This is a genomic window from Rathayibacter sp. AY1B8 (assembly GCF_002932775.1).
Lineage (GTDB): Bacteria > Actinomycetota > Actinomycetes > Actinomycetales > Microbacteriaceae > Rathayibacter.
On the sequence record NZ_PSWJ01000001.1, the window covers coordinates 130,513 to 149,947 of the forward strand.

A 19,435-nucleotide genomic window follows, 5' to 3' on the forward strand; every position below is an offset into this window, starting at 1 on the left:
GTCCGGGGCGGGAGGCGGATCGAGCAGCACGGGAGAGGCGGTGGCGTCGGCGGACGCGGGCGGGAGAGGGGATGCAGGTGGCATGTCGCGCCGACACTAATCGCGCGGCACGAGCCTCGACGGGCTTGGCGCGGAACGTCGATCCGCGTGCGCGCGGCGGCCCCGCCTCAGTCGCGGGGGTGTGCCAGCAGCTCGTCCGCGCGGCGGGCGATGCCCGGCCAGCCGAAGTCCGCCGCTCGGCGCCGCGACGCCGCAGCGACCTCCGCGCGTCGCCGGGGATCGCGCAGCGAGGCGATGAGGGCGGGGAGCTCCGCGAGGACGGCGTCCGCGACCTCCTCCTCCGTGCCCGGCGGGACGAGGACGGATCCGTCGACCACTCCGTCGGAGGTGCGCAGGATCTCGGGGAGGCCTCCGCGCTCGACCGTCACGACGGGGATCCCCCGCGAGAGCGCCTCCACCACCACCATCCCGAACGGCTCGTCCCAGCGGCAGGGGTAGAGCAGGAGCGCCGAGGAGCCGAACAGCTCCAGCAGGTCCTCGTGCCGGAGGAACGGGAGCCGGCGCACGACGCCGGGCAGGGTGGCGACCGCCTCGTCGAGCGCTCGGACGTACGGGGTGGGCGTCGCGTCGTCCCCGAGGCCCGATGCGCCGGCGATGACCAGCCGCAGATCGGCGCCGTGCTCGGTCCGCATCCGCTTCACGATCTCGACGGCCTCGCGGGCTCCCTTCTCGGCCACCAGCCTCCCGGCGAAGACCGCCTCCGCAGTACCGCCGAGCGGCGCCGGCCGGACCTCGGGCGGAGGGACGACCCCGTTGTACAGGACGGCTGTGGCGATCAGGCCGTACCGGTCGACCGCCCGGGCGCGCAGGAACTCGCTGCAGAAGATCCACTCGTCGACCGCGTCGAGGTAGCGCCGGGACGCGGCGGGATCGGGCGGCAGGTGATCGAGCAGGTCGTTGTGAAGGTGTGCGACGATCCGCCCCCGGTAGCCCAGGCGGCGCAGGCGCACGGCGTAGCGGGGGCGGTTGTGGATCCAGACCGTCGGGACACGGCGCAGCGACGGAGCGAGCACCAGCAGCCAGAAGCGGCCACCGAAGGACAGCCGACGCAGCTCGGCGCCCGGGTCGCTGTCGCGCCGACGCGCCAGGAGGAGTGCCGCGCGCCGCTGGACCGCGTAGATCCGCCGGTACAGGCGGTGCGGCCGGACGTCCACACCCGGTGACGCCGACGACCACGGCGCGTGCACGGCGATCCGGAGCGAGGACCGGGACACCGTCTCGCGGACCCAGGTCGCCACGGCTCCCCCGCTGCCGTCGAAGCGCTCCTCGGCGGCCAGCACCACGGCGACCTCGACCGGGGCGGCGGAGCCGAGCCGGAGCCGGGCGGGCAGTCGCGACAGGACGAGCGATCGCGCCTCGGCGATGTCGCGCCCCGGCGCCAGGAGGGCGGTCGCTCCCAGCACGAGGACCGCGAGCGCCAGCTCCACCGGGAGCAGCCGCAGGGGCGCGCCCTCGGGGAGCAGGCGGAGCAGGAGCAGCACGATCGCCATCGGTGCGGCGAGCAGCGGCCCCGCGGCGCACGCGCGCAGGAACGCGCCGAGGCGCACTCCGAGCACCACCCGCAGCACGGCGCAGGTGACGGCGAAGCCGAGAGCGCTCGAGAGCAGCAGCCCGCCGATGAAGCCGTCGAGTCCGAACAGCACTCCCCCGCCGACGATCATCGGGACCGTGATCGCGGTCTTCACGATGTTCACGACCAGCCCGAACCGCACCCGGTCCATCGCCATCAGGATGAAGCCGACCGGATTGCCGATCGCCCGCACCGCGCCCACCACCGTCAGTGCGCTCGTCATGCCCGCGATCCAGCCCCAGCCGGGTCCGTAGAACAGTCGCACGATCTCCTCGGAGCGCAGCGCCACCAGCATCAGCGGCGGGATGCTCGCCATGCTGAGCACCGCGGTGACGCGGAGGTGGTTCCGCGCGACGCGCTCACGGTCGTGCTGGATCGAGGAGAACACCGGGAACATCACCCGCGTCACGATCGGGTTGACCCTCGCGGGGAGGTTCACGGCGAGGTTGTATCCCAGGGTGTACCCGCCCAGCTGTGCCGGTCCGAGCAGGCGGCCGATCGCGAGCGAGCCGGCGTTCGAGCCCAGGTAGTTGACGATGCCGTCGAGGGTCTGGAAGACGCCGAAGGAGAGGAAGCGGGCGGTCTCGCGGATCCGGAACCGGAACCGCAGTCGGAACCAGCGCCGAGCCTGCAGGAGGGCGAGCACGGAGCGCAGAGCCGCGGTCGCGACGAGCCCCCACGCGTAGGAGAGCGCCCCTGCGCCCGAGACCGCGAGGCAGACCGTCACGGCGAAGCCGCCGACGAGAGCGATCGTCTCGGACACGGCGACCGCTCGGAACCGGATCCCCTTCTCGAGCACCGCTCTCGGCACCTGCCCGGCTGCGCTGCCCACGAACACGAGCGAGGCGACGGTGAGGACCGGCGCCGCGGCGGCGGACCCGAGCAGGGAGGCGATCGGTGCGGCGCCCAGGAGGACGGCGACGGTGACCAGGAGCCCGACGGAGAGGTTGAGCCAGAAGACCGACGAGAGCTCGAAGCTGGTCGCCCGCCGGCGCTGGATGATCGCCTGGGCGACCCCCATGCCGAGGAAGATGTCGACGAACGCGTTGAGCAGGGCGACGATCGCGATGATCCCCATCTCGGAGGGGTCCAGCAGTCTCGCCAGGAGCGCGAACTGCCCGAGCTGCACGACGAGCGCGACGGCGAACGAGACCGCCGTCCAGGCGGTCGCGTCGACGGTGCTCCGGCGCAGGCTCACCTTTCCCGCCCGGCGGAGGCCGGACGGAGGCCAGGTCGCGGATCGTCGGCGCGGTGCTCGGCGCGGCTCATCCGCGATCTCCGTCCGTCGTCGACGCTGACCGCCCGGCCGTCCGGTCGTAGAGGTCCTCTAGGTCGCGGATCCGCTCGGCGAGGTCGAACGAGGCGAGCACGCGCTCCCGCCCGGCCGCGCCCATCCGCGTCGCGCGGTCCGGGTCCCGGAGCAGGGCGGCGAGCGCCCCGGTCAGGCCGGGCACGTCCCCCTCCGGGACGAGCAGCCCGGTGACGCCGTCCTGGACCGCCTCCGGGACGCCGCCGTGGCGGTACGAGACGACGGGGACGCCTGCGAGCGCGGCCTCGAGGAAGACCATGCCGAAGCCCTCGGAGTCGCCTGTCGCCGCGGTCCGCGACGGTGCGCAGAAGACCGCGGCGCCGGCGAGGATGCGGGCGACCTCGGCGGGGGGCAGGGAGCCGGTGAAGGTCACCTGCAGGCCCAGCCGCGCCGCCTGCTCGACGAGCGCCTCCCGCAGGTGGCCGTCGCCGACGACGGTCAGGGGGACGTCCCGGATCGGTCCGGGGAGGGCGGCGAACGCCTCGAGCAGATCCGGAACGCCCTTCTTGTCGGTGAGGCGTCCGACGAAGACGATTCCCGCGCGCTCCGCAGCCGGTGCGGCCTCGGGGCGGGAGGTCGGGACGCCGATGTAGCCCACTCCGGTGCGCCGCGGGTCCGCCCCCAGGCGCAGGAGCCCGTCGGTGATGAAGCGGGACACGCCGATCACCGCGTGCGCGGTACGGAAGACGGTGCGGGCCTCGAGGGCGCGGTGAGCTCGGGCGAGGGGTCGGAGCAGGCGCGGAGCTCCGGTCGCGAGCGGCCAGCTGGTCACGTCGTAGCCGTGCCCCGTCACGACGAGCGGAAGGCGCCTCCTCCGTGCGTACCGGGCGATGGAGACGGCGTCGATGAGGAAGTGTGCATGGATGAGGGCGGGCCGGTGCTCATCGACGATCGCGTCGAGCCGTCGTGACACTCCGAGCCATCGCAGGAGGAGGGACCGCCGCCCGCGAGGGGTGATCGGATCGTGCAGGACGATGTCCGTGCGGTCGTGGAGGACGCCCGAGCCGGTGCGCTCGAGGCCCACTCCGAGGGCGCGCCAGCGCTCGAGTCCGTGCATCTGATTGCGGACGAACGTCTCGGAGTCCTGCAGCCACGCGCGCTTCCAGACCAGGACCAGCGGCCTCTCGCCGGCGACGCCGCCCGCGTGCTCAGCGGACGGCACGGCGCACCCGGTAGCGGAGGGCCGCGACCACGCTCGGCAGCACCCGCACGGCGTCGCCCAGATAGCGCCGCCAGAGCCTGCCGGGCTCCCGGCTGAGCCGGTGCGCCCACTCGAGGCCGAGGCGCTGCACCACGAGCGGCGCCCGCGGGATCTCGCCGGCGAGGAAGTCCACGGCGGCGCCGACGCCGAGGCACACCGCTCCCGTGCCGCCGACGACGAGCAGGCGCTCGCGAACCTCCTCCTGCTTGGGGGAGCCGAGGCAGAGCGCGACGATGCGGACGTTGGCCGTGCGCAGAGTCGAGGAGAGGCGGGCGAGGTAGGCGTCGTCCGCGAGCTCGGCCGGCTCCGGCGAGACGACGACCGGAACCTGGAGCCCGGCGAAGCGCTGCTGCAGCTCGGCGGCTGCGCGATCGCCGACTCCGGGGCGTCCGCCGATGAGAGCGACCGGCGCACCCTCGAGCGCCGCGCGGCGGCAGACCTCGGTGAAGAGGTCGATGCCCGTCACGCGGCTCGCCGTGCGGTGGCCGTACGAGCGGGCCAGCCAGACCAGAGGCGCCCCGTCGAGCACCACGAGGGACGCCCGGCCGTAGTACCGCCGGAACTCGCCGGAGTGCTTCCAGCGCACGAAGTGGTCGGTGTTCGGCGTGACGACCAGCTCGTCGCGGCCGCTCCGGGACAGCTCGAGCACGGCCTCCGCCGCCTCGTCGAGCGTGGTGATGCTGGCCGGCATCCGCTCGATGCGGCCGGTGATGTAGGAGGTCATGCCGGTGCTCCTCGGGGGTCGGTGCGGGAGGGAGGGAACGGAGCTGGTGTGCGGAAGGGGCCGGTCGCGGCCGCCTGCACGGGGACGGTCACGTCGTCCACCGGGTGCTCCTCCGATCGGAGAGCCGGCGGCGGGTGTCGTGCACGGCGTAGAGGATCCGGCTGAGCGCCGTGAAGGCGGCGGGGACGTGCTTGAGCACCAGCCCCAGGACGAGCAGCCGCGGCGACCGCGCGGAGCGGAGCACGCGGACGTCGCGCAGCGCCTCGGACCCGAGCCGGACGCCGGTCTCGACGAGCGCCGCGTCGGAGTTCTGGCGGATCGGGGTGAGCGCGACGGGGACGGCGTAGAACCAGGTCGTGAACCAGTCCGACAGCGGGCGCGGCACATCCTCGAACGTTCGGGCGAGCGCCGCGCGCATCTCCTCGGCGCAGACCAGGAGGTTCCGGAGGTCCGGGTCGCGCCGACGGGTGATCGAGGACGCCGTGTAGACGTAGGAGTAGAGGATCTCCGGCACGAAGAGCACCCGTTCCGACGCCTGGACCGCCCGCAGCACGCCGACGAAGTCGGACTGGGAGCTCAAGCGCGGGAAGAGCTCCTCCTGCAGGACGGCGCGGCGGAAGAGCTTGTTCCAGAGGAAGCCGTGCAGGCGCCCGGACGCCATCCGCTCGAGAGCGAGTTCGGACGAGACCAGTTCGCGTCGGTCGAGACCGTCGATCACGCGTCCGGAGGTCGACTGCCGGGTGCGGTAGAGCGCCCGGCAGACGACGACGTCGGCCGCCGTCCGCTCGGCCTCGGCGGTGAGGGTCCGGAGGATCTCCGTGTCCCACTCGTCGTCGACGTCCACGAACCAGACGAACTCGGAGTCGATGCCGTCGAGGGCGCGGTTCCGGGCGGCAGCGACGCCGCCGTTCTGCTCGAGGAGCAGGACCCGGGCGTCCTCGCGTCCCTCGGCCCACTTCTCGAGCACCTCCGCCGTGCCGTCCGAGGACGCGTCGTCGACGAGGACGACCCGCGTCCCCGGTCCGAGAGTGAGTGCGAGCCGCGCGAGGAAGCCGTCGAGCCGGGCGATCGCGTTGTAGCAGGGAGCCACGACGGTCACCGAGTGCACGCCCCCGCTCACCGTCGGCCCCCGAGCTCGCGGTAGGCGGCGACGACGGGTCCGAAGACGGCGTCGGGCGAGGCGGCCTCGTCCACCCACGCCTTCGCGCGGTCGGCCTGCATCAGGAGCCCCTCGGGTCGCTCCAGAGCGGCGGCGACGAGCTCGGCGATCCGCTCCCCGTCGGCGTCGGCGGGGAGCAGGAGGCCCCGACCGTCGGCGAGCAACTCACCCACACCGCCGACGTCGGTCGCCACGACCGGGCGACGGCGTGCCATCGCTTCCAGCATCACGAGCGGAGTCCCCTCCCACCGCGAGGTCGACAGGAGGAGGTGCGCCGCGTCCAGCGCTCCGGTCACGTCCGCCGACGGACCGGCGAAGTCGACCACTCCGGCCCCCCGGGCTCGCTCGCGCAGCACCGGCAGCATCGGACCGTCGCCGAGCCAGGTGCCGGTGACGGGCCGGACCCGGGCGAGGGCCTCGACTGCCGCGAGGAAGCGGATCGGGTCCTTCTGCTCCGCGAGCCGCCCGATGCCGAGGACGCGGACGACCGGCTCGGCGAGTTCCGGCGCGAGCGCGGGCTCCGCGGTGACGTTCGCCGGGGCGTTGCCGGTGACCACGACGCGCTCCTGCGGGCGGCCGTAGCCCTCGACGACCATCCGCCCCACGGAGGCGGAGACGGCGAACACCCGCCGGGAGCGGAAGGAGAGCGCTCGACGGTCGATCCCGGGCAGCTCGGTGTGCGCGTGCTCGACCACGGGGACACCGAGCGCGGCGCCGACGAGGAGGGCCAGCAGAGCCTCGCGGCGCTGGTGGGCGTGCAGGACGTGCGGGCGGAACCGGCGGACGGCGAGTGCGATCTCGCGCAGATCGGCCGCGAAGCCCTGTCCGGGTCTCGGCACCACGAAGACGGGCGACTCCTGCGCGGCGCGGTCGCTGAGCGGCCCGGGACGCCCCCAGTAGGCGGTCTCGCAGCCGTGCTCGCGGCTCCACGCACCCAGGGAGAGGGCCACACGCTGCGCGCCCCCGTCCTCGAAGGAGTCGAGGACGTGCAGGATCCGCAGGGATCGGGAACGGGCGGCCCTCATGAGAGTGCCCCGTCGGGAACCGCGCCCGGGAAGCGGACGTCGAGTTCGGCCAGGACGGCGTCGACGTCGCGGCCCATCGTCCCGGGGTCGACGTCGTAGTGATCGGCGAGGAGGTCGACGACCTCGTCCCGGGGCCGGCGCTGCCGGATCGCGGCCTCGAAGACCGAGGCGGCGCTCAGCGAGAGCACGATCGGGGGCACCGACGGGCGGGACAGGTCGAGCACGTAGACCTGACGGTCCGTGCGCTCGACGGCGAAGCGCTGGGCCGGCGGCGCGCTGCCACCCTGCGCCTCGGCGGAGGCCTCCACCGGATGCACGGCGCTCGCCGCGGGATCGGACGAGGCCGGGAGGTCGCTCACCGGCGCCGTGGTCGCCGCGATCGCCTCGAACGAGGACGCCGGGCCCTGCTTCTCGCTGCGGCCGCTCAGCGCCACCCTGGCGAAACCGGTGAGGGCCAAGGGGAGGCCTCGGAGCGCCCGCAGGGTCCGCTCCCCCCGGAGCCGGAGCCGACGTCGGACCGTCGTCGCCTCGGGATGGCTCGCCTCGAGATCCGCGCGGGTGGGGAAGGCGGCTCTCAGCAGCAGGCCTCCCTTCAGGCGCCAGGGAGCGGACGCCACGGCATGCAGCCAGTTGAAGGTGTGCCGGTCGGAGCTGCGGCGCACGTCCCAGAGAGTCTGGGCGTGCCGGTAGCGCTCCTCAGGCGCGGCGGGGACTCCCCAGGAGGTGAGGAGCTCCGTCATCGGCGTCTGCGCGCCGAGCTCGACGGCCGCGTCGCGGATCGCCTCGCGCTCCTCGCTCGGAAGGCCGGCGCCGTGCGCCTTCAGAACCGCCAGCGCCGTGGTCGCCGAGGCGGAGCGCGCGCTGCGCAGCTGGTGCAGGGCGTGCAGCACGAGGTGGTGCGCGCGCCCGGGGATCCGCAGGGTCTCGTCGCTCAGCGGCAGATCCTCGGCGGCCGCCCAGAGGCGGTCGAAGACGATCCGCTCCTCCTCGAAGGCACCCGGGAAGGAGCGGTGGACGTCGACGTCGCACGGCCACGAGGGGTGGACGAGCGTGATCGAGTGGTCGACGAAGAGCGTCCAGCTGAGAGCCTCGGCGCGGCGGCGCCAGCCCATCGAGGCGAGCAGCCCGAGAGCCTCGTCGAAGCGCTCGGGGTCGACCCAGAGGTCGACGTCGGCCGACGTCATCGGCGCGCGGATCCCCTGGCGGTGCAGACCCTCGCCCTTCACCACGAGGCTGCGGACGCCGTGCGTCCGCAGGGTGTACTGCACCAGCACGGCGGCCAGGCGCAGGGCGACGGCGTTCGGCAGCATCGCGTCGGCGGAGGCGCCGACAGCAGGAACCGGTTCAGGCGACACGGACGCGTCCCTCCGCGAGGGCGAGGATCTCCTCGGCCGCGACGGACCACGGGCGCTCCCGCGCGAGCTCGGCGGCCCCCCGGGAGAGAGCCGTCCACTCGCGCCGGAGCCGATGGAGGGCGTCCTCGTACTCCTCGCGCGTCGCGTCGTCGGAGAGGACCACGCCCGCCCCCGCCGCGCAGAGATCGGCCAGGACGCTCGACTCGATCGCGAGGACCGGCAGCCCGCTCGCCAGCGCGTCGAGTCCGGCGGCCGCGCCGGTCGTCGACGGCGTCAGGTGGGCGTACACGTGGGAGTGGCGGAGCACCTCGACGACGCCGTCGCGGTCCTGCTCGCCGACGGAGCGCAGCCCCGACGCGAGGTCGTCGGCGATGCCGCCGCCGTCGTCGATCACGGTGACGTACTCGGTGCCGTCCAGCCGGGCGAGGAGATCGAGCCGCTCGGCGCCCCGGTCGAGACCGGAGGCTCCCACGGCGGCGAAGCGGAGGGGCCCGTCGGGGGCGGACGGTGTCGGGAACGACGCGTCCGGCAGGCCCAGGGGCACGAGCGTTCCCGCGAGGGCTGACGCGAGCCGCTCCGTCGGGGCGACGACGACAGCACCGCGGCGCTCCTCCTCGAACCGGAGGCGCGGGAGTGCCGGGAGGTCGTCGGCCAGGAGGACGGTCATCGGAGCGAGCCCGGCGAGCTCCACGGCCGTCCCCGGGAGAGCCACCACGAGGTCGGGCCGCTCCGGAGCGAGCAGTCGGCGGGCCCGGCGCGTGACGACGGCGAGCCCGACGGACCCGGCGCCCCTCCGGCGGGCGGGCTCGAGGAAGCGGGCGAGCACGCTGGGGCGGAGCTCCGCCCCGCTGAACCCCTCCGGGTCACCGGTCACCACGACCACGCGGTGCCCCTGGCGGCGCCAGGCGCGCTCGAGCGGAGCCGCGTGCCAGGCGTCGAGGGCGACGATCCCGATGGTCAGCACGGGCGGACTCCCCCCGTCAGGGGGGATCGGCGGCAGGGACCGGGAGACGGGAGGAGCGCGGAGTCCCGCTGGTCGATGACCTCGTGCACAGGGCGGTACCTCTCTCCGTCGCGGCAGGCGGAGCCGCGGACGTCGGAGAAGTTATCCCCGTGCCCGGCGGCCTCCGAGTGGGAGGCGCGATACGGACGCGGAGGCGGCGTGCGCGCCGCTCACGGAGTCGGATCGCGTCGGCAGCGATCGCTCGACCGTCAGTCCCCGCCACGGGTTCCGCGCCCGCCGCACCGGCATGCGGAGGCACCGAGGCGCCGCCGATAGAGTCGGCTCCGTGACCCTCTCCCCGCAGATCTTCACGCTCCCCTCGGCGGTGCAGCGGACCCCCGCCGCCACTCCTCACCCGGGGCTGCTCCGATGAGGGGCATCGTCCTCGCGGGTGGTTCGGGGTCGCGGTTGTGGCCGATCACCAAGGGCATCTCGAAGCAGCTGATGCCGATCTACGACAAGCCGATGATCTACTACCCGCTGTCGACGCTGATGATGGCCGGGATCGACGAGGTCCTCGTGATCACGACCCCCGAGTACAACGACCAGTTCCGCGCACTGCTGGGCGACGGGTCGAGCCTGGGCATGCGGATCGAGTACGCCGTGCAGCCCTCCCCCGACGGGCTCGCGCAGGCGTTCCTGATCGGCGAGGAGTTCATCGGCGACGAGTCGGTCGCCCTGGTCCTGGGTGACAACATCTTCCACGGCACCGCCCTGGGCACCGCCCTCGCGGCGAACACCACGATCGAGGGCGCCGTCATCTTCGCCTACCAGGTCGCCGACCCGCGCGCCTACGGAGTCGTCGAGTTCGACGAGCACTTCCGAGCCGTCTCCATCGAGGAGAAGCCCGAGCAGCCGCGGAGCAACTACGCCGTGCCCGGCCTCTACTTCTACGACAACGACGTCGTGGCGATCGCGAAGACGATCACGCCCTCGGCCCGCGGCGAGCTCGAGATCTCGACGATCAACGAGCGCTACCTCGAGGCGGGGCGGCTGAACGTTCAGGTCCTCGACCGGGGAACGGCCTGGCTCGACACCGGGACCTTCGATTCCATGATCGAGGCGACCGAGTTCGTGCGCGTGATCGAGCAGAGGCAGGGATTCAAGATCGGCTGCATCGAGGAGATCGCCTGGCGCAACTCCTGGATCGACGACGCCCGCCTCGCCGAGCTCGCCGCACCGCTGGTCAAGAGCGGATACGGCGCCTACCTCCACCGCCTGCTCAGCCTCGAAGGCGTGAACGCGGGCCGCTGAGCCCGGCCTCCCCCGACCTTCCCGACCTCCAGGAGAACCCGTGCGGATCCTCGTCACCGGCGGTGCCGGCTTCATCGGCAGCAACTTCGTCCACCTCACCCTGCGCGAGCGTCCCGACGCGCGGATCACCGTGCTCGACAAGCTCACCTACGCGGGCAGCCGCGACTCCCTCGCCCCCGTCGCCGACCGAGTGCGGCTGGTCGAGGGCGACGTCGCCGACGCCGAGCTGGTGGACCGGCTGGTCGCCGACGCGGATCTGGTGGTCCATTTCGCCGCGGAGTCGCACAACGACAACTCCCTGCACGACCCGACGCCCTTCCTCGCGACGAACGTCATCGGCACCTTCGCGCTCCTGCAGGCGGTGCGCGCTCACGACGTGCGGTACCACCACATCTCGACGGACGAGGTGTACGGCGACCTCGAGCTCGAGGACCCCGCGCGCTTCACCGAGCACACCCCCTACAACCCCTCCAGCCCCTACTCCTCGACCAAGGCCGCCAGCGACCTCCTCGTGCGCGCCTGGGTGCGCTCCTTCGGCGTGCGCGCCACGATCTCCAACTGCTCCAACAACTACGGCCCCTACCAGCACGTCGAGAAGTTCATCCCCCGCCAGATCACCAACGCCATCGACGGCATCCGCCCCAAGCTCTACGGCACCGGCGCCAACGTCCGCGACTGGATCCACGTCGACGACCACAACACCGGCGTCTGGGCCATCATCGACCGCGGCGAGATCGGCGAGACCTACCTCATCGGCGCCGACGGCGAGAAGAGCAACCTCGACGTCGTCACCCGCATCCTCACCGCCTTCGGACAACCCGAGGACGCCTTCGACCACGTCACCGACCGCGCCGGACACGACCTCCGCTACGCCATCGACTCCACCCGCCTGCGCACCGAGCTCGACTGGCGCCCCCGCTACACCGACTTCGACGCCGGACTCGCCGCCACCATCGACTGGTACCGCGCCAACGAGGACTGGTGGCGCCCCGCGAAGGCCGCCACCGAGGAGAAGTACTCCGCTCAGGAATGAGAGAGGAGAAGCACTCCCCACAGAAGCAGGAATGAGACGCGGAGAGGCAGAGCAACCGTCGGTGACTCATTCTCCTTCTCCAGCTACCCTCTCCGGGGGACGCTCCAGAGGCCGAAACAGGGCCTGACGGGGCCTCCTGTGATTTCGGCGAAACGTGACCTTGCTACGGTTACGCCCGTGCTCATCTCCTCTCCTCCGGCAGCCGCCGCCGGCGGGACCTGCTCCGCTCAGGAACCGCTCCGTGCCTCCGCCGCTCCTGTGTCGAGAGGGCTTCATCTGTGAGGGGCATCGTCCTCGCGGGTGGTTCGGGGTCGCGGTTGTGGCCGATCACCAAGGGCATCTCGAAGCAGCTGATGCCGATCTACGACAAGCCGATGATCTACTACCCGCTGTCGACGCTGATGATGGCCGGGATCGACGAGGTCCTCGTGATCACGACCCCCGAGTACAACGACCAGTTCCGCGCACTGCTGGGCGACGGGTCGAGCCTGGGCATGCGGATCGAGTACGCCGTGCAGCCCTCCCCCGACGGGCTCGCGCAGGCGTTCCTGATCGGCGAGGAGTTCATCGGCGACGAGTCGGTCGCCCTGGTCCTGGGTGACAACATCTTCCACGGCACCGCCCTGGGCACCGCCCTCGCGGCGAACACCACGATCGAGGGCGCCGTCATCTTCGCCTACCAGGTCGCCGACCCGCGCGCCTACGGAGTCGTCGAGTTCGACGAGCACTTCCGAGCCGTCTCCATCGAGGAGAAGCCCTCTTCTCCGAAGAGCACCTTCGCTGTTCCCGGCCTCTACTTCTACGACAACTCCGTGATCGGGATAGCCAAGAGCATCAAGCCGTCCGCGCGCGGCGAACTGGAGATATCGACGGTCAACGAGCGGTATCTCGAGGCCGGTGCTCTCACTGTCCAGGTGCTCGATCGGGGAACGGCCTGGCTCGACACCGGGACCTTCGATTCCATGATCGAGGCGACGGAGTTCGTGCGCGTGATCGAGCAGAGGCAGGGATTCAAGATCGGCTGCATCGAGGAGATCGCCTGGCGCAACTCCTGGATCGACGACACCCGCCTCGCCGAGCTCGCCGCACCGCTGGTCAAGAGCGGATACGGCGCCTACCTCCAGCAGCTGCCCGCTCTCGCGCGGGGATCATCCTCCGTCTGAGCGCCCACCGGAGTCCGCCCGTGTCGTCGATCGCGACCCGGGCGTCCGACGCCTTTCGTCCCTTCCTCGAACCAGTAGGAGCACTCGTGCGGATCCTCGTCACCGGCGGTGCCGGCTTCATCGGCAGCAACTTCGTCCACCTCACCCTGCGCGAGCGCCCCGACGTCCGGATCACCGTGCTCGACAAGCTCACCTACGCCGGCGACCTCCGCTCGGTAGCGCCGGTGTCGGACCGGATCACCTTCGTCGAGGGCGACGTCGCCGACGCCCCGCTCGTCGACCGGCTGGTCCGGGAGTCGGATCTGGTGGTGCATTTCGCCGCGGAGTCGCACAACGACAACTCCCTGGAGGATCCGGCGCCGTTTCTGGCGACGAACATCCTCGGGACCGCCGCCCTGCTCGAGGCGGTGCGCCGGCACGACGTGCGGTACCACCACATCTCGACGGACGAGGTGTACGGCGACCTCGAGCTCGAGGACCTCGCGCGCTTCACCGAGCACACCCCCTACAACCCCTCCAGCCCCTACTCCTCGACCAAGGCCGCCAGCGACCTCCTCGTGCGCGCCTGGGTGCGCTCCTTCGGCGTGCGCGCCACGATCTCCAACTGCTCCAACAACTACGGCCCCTACCAGCACGTCGAGAAGTTCATCCCCCGCCAGATCACCAACGCCATCGACGGCATCCGCCCCAAGCTCTACGGCACCGGCGCCAACGTCCGCGACTGGATCCACGTCGACGACCACAACACCGGCGTCTGGGCCATCATCGACCGCGGCGAGATCGGCGAGACCTACCTCATCGGCGCCGACGGCGAGAAGAGCAACCTCGACGTCGTCACCCGCATCCTCACCGCCTTCGGACAACCCGAGGACGCCTTCGACCACGTCACCGACCGCGCCGGACACGACCTCCGCTACGCCATCGACTCCACCCGCCTGCGCACCGAGCTCGACTGGCGCCCCCGCTACACCGACTTCGACGCCGGACTCGCCGCCACCATCGACTGGTACCGCGCCAACGAGGACTGGTGGCGCCCCGCAAAGGCCGCCACCGAGGAGAAGTACGCGGTGCGGACAGCGTGACCGGACCGTACTCGAGGTCGGCCGCTGCGCGGAACCGGGGACCAGTGGCCTCGGCCGGATCGCCCTGCCTCCGTCACCGGAATCCGCGCGCCGCCGGACTCCGGGGGACGGGGCGTGCCGCATGCTGATCGTCGCCGCCGCCCTCGCTCTGCTGTTCCTGGTCGTCACCTTCCCGCGGCGCGCCGTCGGCCTCCGCGGCTACGCCGTCGGCCTCTCGATCTTCGTCCTCGGCATCGGCGCGAGCACCTCCGCTCCGGACGCCGTCCGCTACGCCTCGACGGGCGTCGCTGCGGTGTTCCTGATCCTGGCCTGGGCGTTCGGCGAGCGGACGCGGCCGAGGAAGCGCACGCGGCTCCTCCTGCTCGCCTGGTTCGTCTGGACGACCGGGGTGAGCCTCCTGATCTCCTCGAGCTCCCCGGCGACCGTCCTCGCCCTCATCGCGGTGCCGCTGCTGCTGTTCCCCGTCGTGTCCCGCCTCGGCGAGCAGGACCTGGTGCCGCTGCTGCGCTGGACGGCGCTCACCGTCCTCGTGCAGGTCGCCGTCGGCATCGCCGAGCTCACCGTCCTGCCCGAGCCGGTCTGGGGCTACCGCAACCTCACCACGGCGGGTCTTCCCGTCATCCGGTACAACCCGTTCCTCCCCGGCCTGATCCGGATCCAGGGCACGACCGGCCACCCGATCATCTTCTCGCTCATCGTGATGTTCGGCTTCTTCCTGATCCTCGCTCTCGGGTCGAAGCTGTCCCGAACGGTCCGGCTCGTCTCGCTCGCTGCTGCGGTCGCCGGCCTCGTCCTCTCGGGGACGCGCAGTGCGTTCGTCGCAGCGGCCATCGGCTTCGTCGTCTACCTCTTCTTCGCTCCCAACACCCGGACGCGGGTGAAGAACGTCCTGATCGTCATCGGGGCGGGAGTCGCGATCTTCCTCGGCGACTTCGGGCTCTCGGCCGTCGCGACTCAGGCGGCCACCTCGGACTCCTTCGGCCACCGCCTCGAAGGATGGGCGAGCGCGGATCAGCTCCTGCACCGCGGCTCTCCCACCGGAGCGATCGGCAGCGGCTTCTTCTCGGAGCTGAGCATCTTCGCGCAGGGCCTGCTGCAGCAGGACGGCTTCCTGGTCATCGACAACCACTTCATCTGGACGCTCGCGATCAGCGGTGGCATCGGGCTCGCCCTCATGGTGCTGGCGATGGGGGGCGCGTGGATCGGCTCCGACCGCCTCGGCCGGGCCCAGGTCGCCGTGATGCTCGCGATGGCCTTCTCCTTCGACCTGATGACGTGGGTCGTCTCAGTGAGCGTCTTCGTGATCTCGCTGACGCTGCCGCCGGACCTGATCGCGCTCGCCCGCCCGGCTCCGCCCCGCGAAGCGGAACCGCCTCCGACGCGGCGGGGGACGCCGAGTCCTCAGCGCGGAGGGGACCGCACCCGCGTGAGGACCTTCCCCCGCTCCTCGCGGTGACAGCACGCTCCCCCTTGCCCGACCAGACCGCACCAGACCAGCCGATCGGAGCTCACATGCCTGAGATCATCGACACCGAGACCTTCGTCATCGGCGATTCGACGAAGACGAACTCCCTGGGCCGTGCGCTGAGCATGGCGCTCACCGCGGCTGAGCTCGGACGCGTGCGGGTTCTCGCCTTCGAGGACGGGGAGCTCTGGGCCGGAGCGAGACAGTTCCCTGCGGAGGTCGTTCCTTTCGGTCGGAGGGATCTGGCGCGCATCGAGCGGGACGTCCGCGCGTCAGCGTCGGAGCGGAGGACCATCGTCTGGTTCTCGAAGGGGACGGACCCCCTGCCGCGTCTGGCTCGGCGCCTCTCCCGCATCCCGAACACAGTCGTGGTCGCGGATTTCGACGACGACGACGTCTCGATCATGGAGGCCTTCCGATCCGAGTCCCTCCTCAACCGGGCGAAGGCGAATCCGCTGCGCCGGAAGGCTCCGTCCCGGCTCCGCCGGAGCCAGGCCAGGATCGCGCGCGACGCCGGCCTCGTCACCTTCTCGAGCGCGGGACTCCGCGGGGTGTACGCCGAGCGCTTCGATCTCGGTGACGCGTCCGCGGTCATCCCCCACACCCGGGTGTCGACGACGCGTGATCGGCCGCGCGGGCCCTTCACCGACGGCCGTCTGACTCTGGGCTTCATCGGGACCGTCCGCAGCTACAAGGGCGCGGACACTCTGAACGCCCTGCTGCGGGCCGATCCGGACGTCGGCATCGTCACCTTCGCCCAGTCATGGACGCCGCCCTCCGATGTGGCGGCGCAGTGGGTCATGCGGCCTCCAACGACACCGCTGTCCGAGATCTACGCGGACGTGGACGTGCTCGTCCTCCCCATGGACATCCGCAGCCCGGCAGCGCTCTACCAGCTCCCCGCGAAGCTCGTGGACGCGGCCGTGTTCGGGACTGCCGTGGCGGCGACGCCGACCCCGCCGATCGAGGAGTTCGCGGCCGGAGCCTTCCTGCCGGTCACCGACTGGTCGGATCCCGTCGGCGTCCTCGCAGCGATCAGAACCGCCGACAAGGAGCAGCTGGGAGCAGCGCTCCAGGCGAGGTTCACCACTCTTCTCTCCCCCGAAGCAACAGCCGACACTCTCGACACCGCTGTCCAGAAGGCACTGATCAGAAAGAGCACCCACCGTGCATGAACGACCGGCAGCCGTCCAGGTCCCCCTTCTCTCCGTGAAGGTCACTCCGATGACCGCTGCGGGAGTCGCCGACCTCGTGTCGAGCGAGCCCTCCGGGCCGACGCTGATCCTCAACCACAATCTGCACAGCAGCTACCTCCACCTCAAGCACGCCTGGTTCCGCAGGTTCTACGAGCGCAGCGACATCGCGGTGATCGACGGGTGGCCCGTCCTGGCCCTGGCCTCCCTGAAGCGCCGGGTCACGACCGAGGAGCGCATCGGGTCGACCGATTGGATCCACGCGCTCTGGTCCGACACGCGCTCGCCCGGCCGCCGGGTCTTCATCCTCGGCGGCACCGAGGAGATCAACGCCGCGGCCGTCAGCGCCTGGAGCAGGGCGCGTGCCGTCGACGACGTCGCCGGGATGTCCGGGTACTTCGCACGGGAGGACGAGGAGTCGGTGGTCGACGCGATCCGCAGCCACGCGCCGACCCTCCTCATCGTCGGCCTCGGGATGCCGAAGCAGGAGCGATTCCTGGACGAGCACTGGGACGACCTCCCCGACGCGTACATCGCCACCGTGGGCGGGGCCGTCGACTACATCGCAGGCGCTGTCGAGCTGAGTCCGCGCTGGCTCGGCTCGGTCGGCCTGGAGTGGGCGTGGAGGTTCCTGCACGATCCGCGGCGCCTCTGCACCCGGTACTTCGTGGAGCCGTTCGCGCTGGCCGGACTGATCCTCCGCAACACGCTCCGCGGAGCGGGGACCCGATGAGCCTCACCACCCGCGACGTGACCACCGTCGTCCCGACCCTCGGCAGGCCTGCGCTCGCCCGCGCTCTGCAGTCGGTGCGCGGACAGACGGGCGCTGGAGGCCGGACGGTCGTCGTCCTCGACGACCCCTCCCGCGAGAACCACGTACGGAGTCTTCTCGAGGACGAGGTCCTCCTGGTGACGGCGGGCAGAACCGGCGGGGCGAACGCCCGCAGCACCGGAGCCCGAGCGGCCGAGACCTCGCACGTCGCGTTCCTCGACGACGACGACTGGTGGGAGCCGGAGAAGCTCGCTCGCCAGGTGAAGGCGCTCTCCGAGTCCTCGGCCGATCTCTGCTACACCGCCACCTACTTCCACGAGTCGGGCGACGGCGTGCGCCGACTGCCGACGCGCGAGCTCGCGGCGGGTCAGTCCGTCGCGTCCTATCTCGTCGCCCGTCCGAGCCTCAAGCACGGCACGGGGTACATCCAGACGAGCTCCCTGCTCGCGAGCAGGCGCCTCCTGGACGAGCACCCGTGGGACCCCTCGATGAAGAAGCACCAGGACTGGGACCTCGTCGCGCGGTGGGCTGCGGCCGACGCGCGGATGACCTACGTCCCCCTCGCTCTCGTGCACGTCCAGCAGGGTTCCGCCGCCTCGATCTCGAAGACGGCGGACTGGCGCGCGAGTGCCGCCTGGCTCGCCCGCCACGGCGACGCCCTGGACTCCCGCGCCTACGGAGACTTCGTCGCCACGCAGATGCTGCGGGGCGCCCTCAGCGCCCGCGATCCGCGCGGAGTCGCCGCCTCGGTCGCGGAGCTGTCCCGCCGCCGACCCCACGTCGCCGCGATGATCGTGGGTCTCCACGGTCTCGTGGAGAAGTAGATGCGGGGAGCCGCTCCGAACGGTCCGCGGCGCTCGAAGCCGATCCTTCGCCTCCTCGGTTTCGTCCTGATCCCTCTGATCAGCGCCCTGAGCCCGCTGATCGTCATCCCCTCCATCACCAGCTCCTTCGGAGCGACGGCGTGGGCGTCCGTCGCCGTCGCCCAGTCCATCGGGTCCGCCGCAGCGGTCGTCGTCGAACTCGGCTGGGGCCTGAACGGCCCCCAGCGGATCGCCCGGATGGGGCGGCGGGCTCGATCGCAGACCTATGCTCTGGCCACGGCGACGAAAGTCCTCGTCTTCCTGCCGCTGGTCGTCCCCGTAGTGATCGTCACCGGCCTGCTCGCGCCGGCGGATCCGGTCGCGGCCGCGTGGATCGCCGTCGCAATCGCACTGAGCACGCTGTCGCCGGCGTGGTTCTTCATCGGCGCAGGCCAGCCGCGGAACATCCTGCTTTTCGACGCTCTGCCCAGACTGGCCGCCAACGGGCTCACCGTGCTCCTGATCAGTGCCGCGGGAGCGCCGCTGGCGGTCTACCCGCTGCTACTCGCCGTCGGTACGATCGTGCCTCCGGTCCTCGGCTGGTCCGCTGCAGGGAGCCGACTCGGGTTCCTGCGCTCTCTGGGCCCGCGCCGGATCCTCCGTGCTGTCCGCGCGCAGAACGTCGCCCTCCAGGGACGACTGGCCAGCGCGGCCTACATCGCCCTGCCGGTGGCGATCGTCGGAGCGGCCTCGCCGGGAGCTCTCGTCGTCTTCTCCGCCGCGGAGCGGCTCCAGCGCCTGGTGCTGGCGCTGCTCGCCGCCTTTCCCAACGCGCTGCAGGCATGGGTCGGGGCGCCCGGATCCGATGCCGACCGCTTCCGCCGCATCGCGCGCGCCGTCGGCGCCAACGCCGTCCTCGGGCTCGTCGCCGGAACCGGCTTCGCCTTCTTCGGGGGCTTCGCGGCTCAGATCCTGTTCAGCGGGGAGATCACCCTCCCGCTCCCCATCACCGCTCTCTGCGGAGGGGTCATCGCCATCACCTGCGTGTCGCGGGCTACCGGCGGTCTCGGCCTGGTCGCTCTCCGTCGCCTGAAGGCGCTGCGCAACAGCGCGCTCGTCGGAGCGGCGACGGGGCCGGTGCTCATCTGGCTGCTGTCCCGGACCTTCGGCGCGCCCGGAGGTCTGGCCGCCGAGGTCGTCACCGAGCTCACCGTCCTCATCGTCCAGATCGTCTTCCTGCTCCGCGCTCGGAAGCGCTGAGCCC

The 19,435-nt window shown here is 71.8% G+C and carries 16 protein-coding genes; 9 read left to right on the forward strand and 7 right to left on the reverse strand.

Annotated elements, in window-relative coordinates; all coding sequences use genetic code 11:
* Positions 1-167: 167 nt before the first annotated feature.
* The 7 genes from C5C63_RS00600 to C5C63_RS00630 all read right to left on the reverse strand — a co-directional run bounded on the left by C5C63_RS00600 (position 168) and on the right by C5C63_RS00630 (position 9,367).
* Positions 168-2,828 (reverse strand): MOP flippase family protein, encoded by a 2,661-nt coding sequence (locus tag C5C63_RS00600; protein ID WP_104325320.1) that lies wholly within the window; start codon positions 2,826-2,828, stop codon positions 168-170.
* A gap of 67 nt (positions 2,829-2,895) precedes the next feature.
* Positions 2,896-4,101, reverse strand: a complete 1,206-nt coding sequence (locus C5C63_RS00605) for a glycosyltransferase (RefSeq protein ID WP_104232707.1) — start codon at positions 4,099-4,101, stop codon at positions 2,896-2,898.
* On the reverse strand, positions 4,088-4,864 hold the full coding sequence (locus C5C63_RS00610; protein WP_181067727.1) for a WecB/TagA/CpsF family glycosyltransferase: 777 nt from the start codon (positions 4,862-4,864) through the stop codon (positions 4,088-4,090). The genes C5C63_RS00605 and C5C63_RS00610 overlap by 14 nt, the downstream gene beginning before the upstream one ends.
* Before the next feature lie 88 nt (positions 4,865-4,952).
* Complete coding sequence (locus tag C5C63_RS00615; protein ID WP_181067729.1) at positions 4,953-5,972, reverse strand: glycosyltransferase family 2 protein; 1,020 nt, start codon at positions 5,970-5,972, stop codon at positions 4,953-4,955.
* Between the two features lie 8 nt (positions 5,973-5,980).
* Complete coding sequence (locus C5C63_RS00620; RefSeq protein WP_104232710.1) at positions 5,981-7,048, reverse strand: glycosyltransferase family 4 protein; 1,068 nt, start codon at positions 7,046-7,048, stop codon at positions 5,981-5,983.
* The gene (locus C5C63_RS00625; RefSeq protein ID WP_146083677.1) at positions 7,045-8,403 is read right to left on the reverse strand and encodes a PqqD family peptide modification chaperone; all 1,359 of its coding nucleotides are present in this window, start codon (positions 8,401-8,403) and stop codon (positions 7,045-7,047) included. The genes C5C63_RS00620 and C5C63_RS00625 overlap by 4 nt, the downstream gene beginning before the upstream one ends.
* Complete coding sequence (locus C5C63_RS00630; RefSeq protein ID WP_104325321.1) at positions 8,393-9,367, reverse strand: hypothetical protein; 975 nt, start codon at positions 9,365-9,367, stop codon at positions 8,393-8,395. The genes C5C63_RS00625 and C5C63_RS00630 overlap by 11 nt, the downstream gene beginning before the upstream one ends.
* 408 nt (positions 9,368-9,775) lie before the next feature.
* On the opposite strand from C5C63_RS00630, the gene rfbA (C5C63_RS00635) reads away from it, so the two are divergent.
* From rfbA (C5C63_RS00635) to C5C63_RS00675, 9 genes are all read left to right on the forward strand, one after another.
* Positions 9,776-10,660, forward strand: coding sequence for a glucose-1-phosphate thymidylyltransferase RfbA (gene rfbA, locus C5C63_RS00635; protein WP_104223010.1), 885 nt, complete (start codon positions 9,776-9,778; stop codon positions 10,658-10,660).
* Between the two features lie 40 nt (positions 10,661-10,700).
* A complete protein-coding gene (rfbB, locus tag C5C63_RS00640; protein WP_104232714.1) occupies positions 10,701-11,693 on the forward strand; it encodes a dTDP-glucose 4,6-dehydratase in 993 nt (330 codons plus the stop codon).
* Between the two features lie 278 nt (positions 11,694-11,971).
* Entirely contained in the window at positions 11,972-12,856 is an 885-nt protein-coding gene (gene rfbA, locus C5C63_RS00645; RefSeq protein WP_104325322.1) for a glucose-1-phosphate thymidylyltransferase RfbA, read from the forward strand.
* A gap of 86 nt (positions 12,857-12,942) precedes the next feature.
* On the forward strand, positions 12,943-13,938 hold the full coding sequence (gene rfbB / locus C5C63_RS00650; protein ID WP_104232716.1) for a dTDP-glucose 4,6-dehydratase: 996 nt from the start codon (positions 12,943-12,945) through the stop codon (positions 13,936-13,938).
* 121 nt (positions 13,939-14,059) lie between these two features.
* The gene (locus C5C63_RS00655; RefSeq protein ID WP_104232717.1) at positions 14,060-15,394 is read left to right on the forward strand and encodes an O-antigen ligase; all 1,335 of its coding nucleotides are present in this window, start codon (positions 14,060-14,062) and stop codon (positions 15,392-15,394) included.
* Positions 15,395-15,450: 56 nt separating this feature from the next.
* Positions 15,451-16,578, forward strand: coding sequence for a hypothetical protein (locus C5C63_RS00660; protein ID WP_104325323.1), 1,128 nt, complete (start codon positions 15,451-15,453; stop codon positions 16,576-16,578).
* Positions 16,571-17,329, forward strand: a complete 759-nt coding sequence (locus C5C63_RS00665; protein WP_146078400.1) for a WecB/TagA/CpsF family glycosyltransferase — start codon at positions 16,571-16,573, stop codon at positions 17,327-17,329. The genes C5C63_RS00660 and C5C63_RS00665 overlap by 8 nt, the downstream gene beginning before the upstream one ends.
* Positions 17,326-18,192, forward strand: a complete 867-nt coding sequence (locus C5C63_RS00670) for a glycosyltransferase family 2 protein (RefSeq protein WP_104232720.1) — start codon at positions 17,326-17,328, stop codon at positions 18,190-18,192. Before C5C63_RS00665 ends, C5C63_RS00670 begins: the two co-directional genes overlap by 4 nt.
* Positions 18,193-19,431, forward strand: coding sequence for a hypothetical protein (locus C5C63_RS00675; RefSeq protein ID WP_104232721.1), 1,239 nt, complete (start codon positions 18,193-18,195; stop codon positions 19,429-19,431). It begins immediately after the preceding gene.
* The last annotated feature ends 4 nt before the right edge of the window (positions 19,432-19,435 follow it).

Excerpts from the sequence above, each read along its gene's own strand:
- C5C63_RS00660 (WP_104325323.1), top strand. The coding sequence starts at position 15,451 with ATGCCTGAGATCATCGACACCGAGACCTTCGTCATCGGCGATTCGACG.
- C5C63_RS00655 (WP_104232717.1), top strand. The coding sequence starts at position 14,060 with ATGCTGATCGTCGCCGCCGCCCTCGCTCTGCTGTTCCTGGTCGTCACC.
- rfbA (WP_104223010.1), top strand. The coding sequence starts at position 9,776 with ATGAGGGGCATCGTCCTCGCGGGTGGTTCGGGGTCGCGGTTGTGGCCG.
- C5C63_RS00620 (WP_104232710.1), bottom strand. The coding sequence starts at position 7,048 with ATGAGGGCCGCCCGTTCCCGATCCCTGCGGATCCTGCACGTCCTCGAC.
- C5C63_RS00670 (WP_104232720.1), top strand. The coding sequence starts at position 17,326 with ATGAGCCTCACCACCCGCGACGTGACCACCGTCGTCCCGACCCTCGGC.
- C5C63_RS00675 (WP_104232721.1), top strand. The coding sequence starts at position 18,193 with ATGCGGGGAGCCGCTCCGAACGGTCCGCGGCGCTCGAAGCCGATCCTT.
- C5C63_RS00610 (WP_181067727.1), bottom strand. The coding sequence starts at position 4,864 with ATGACCTCCTACATCACCGGCCGCATCGAGCGGATGCCGGCCAGCATC.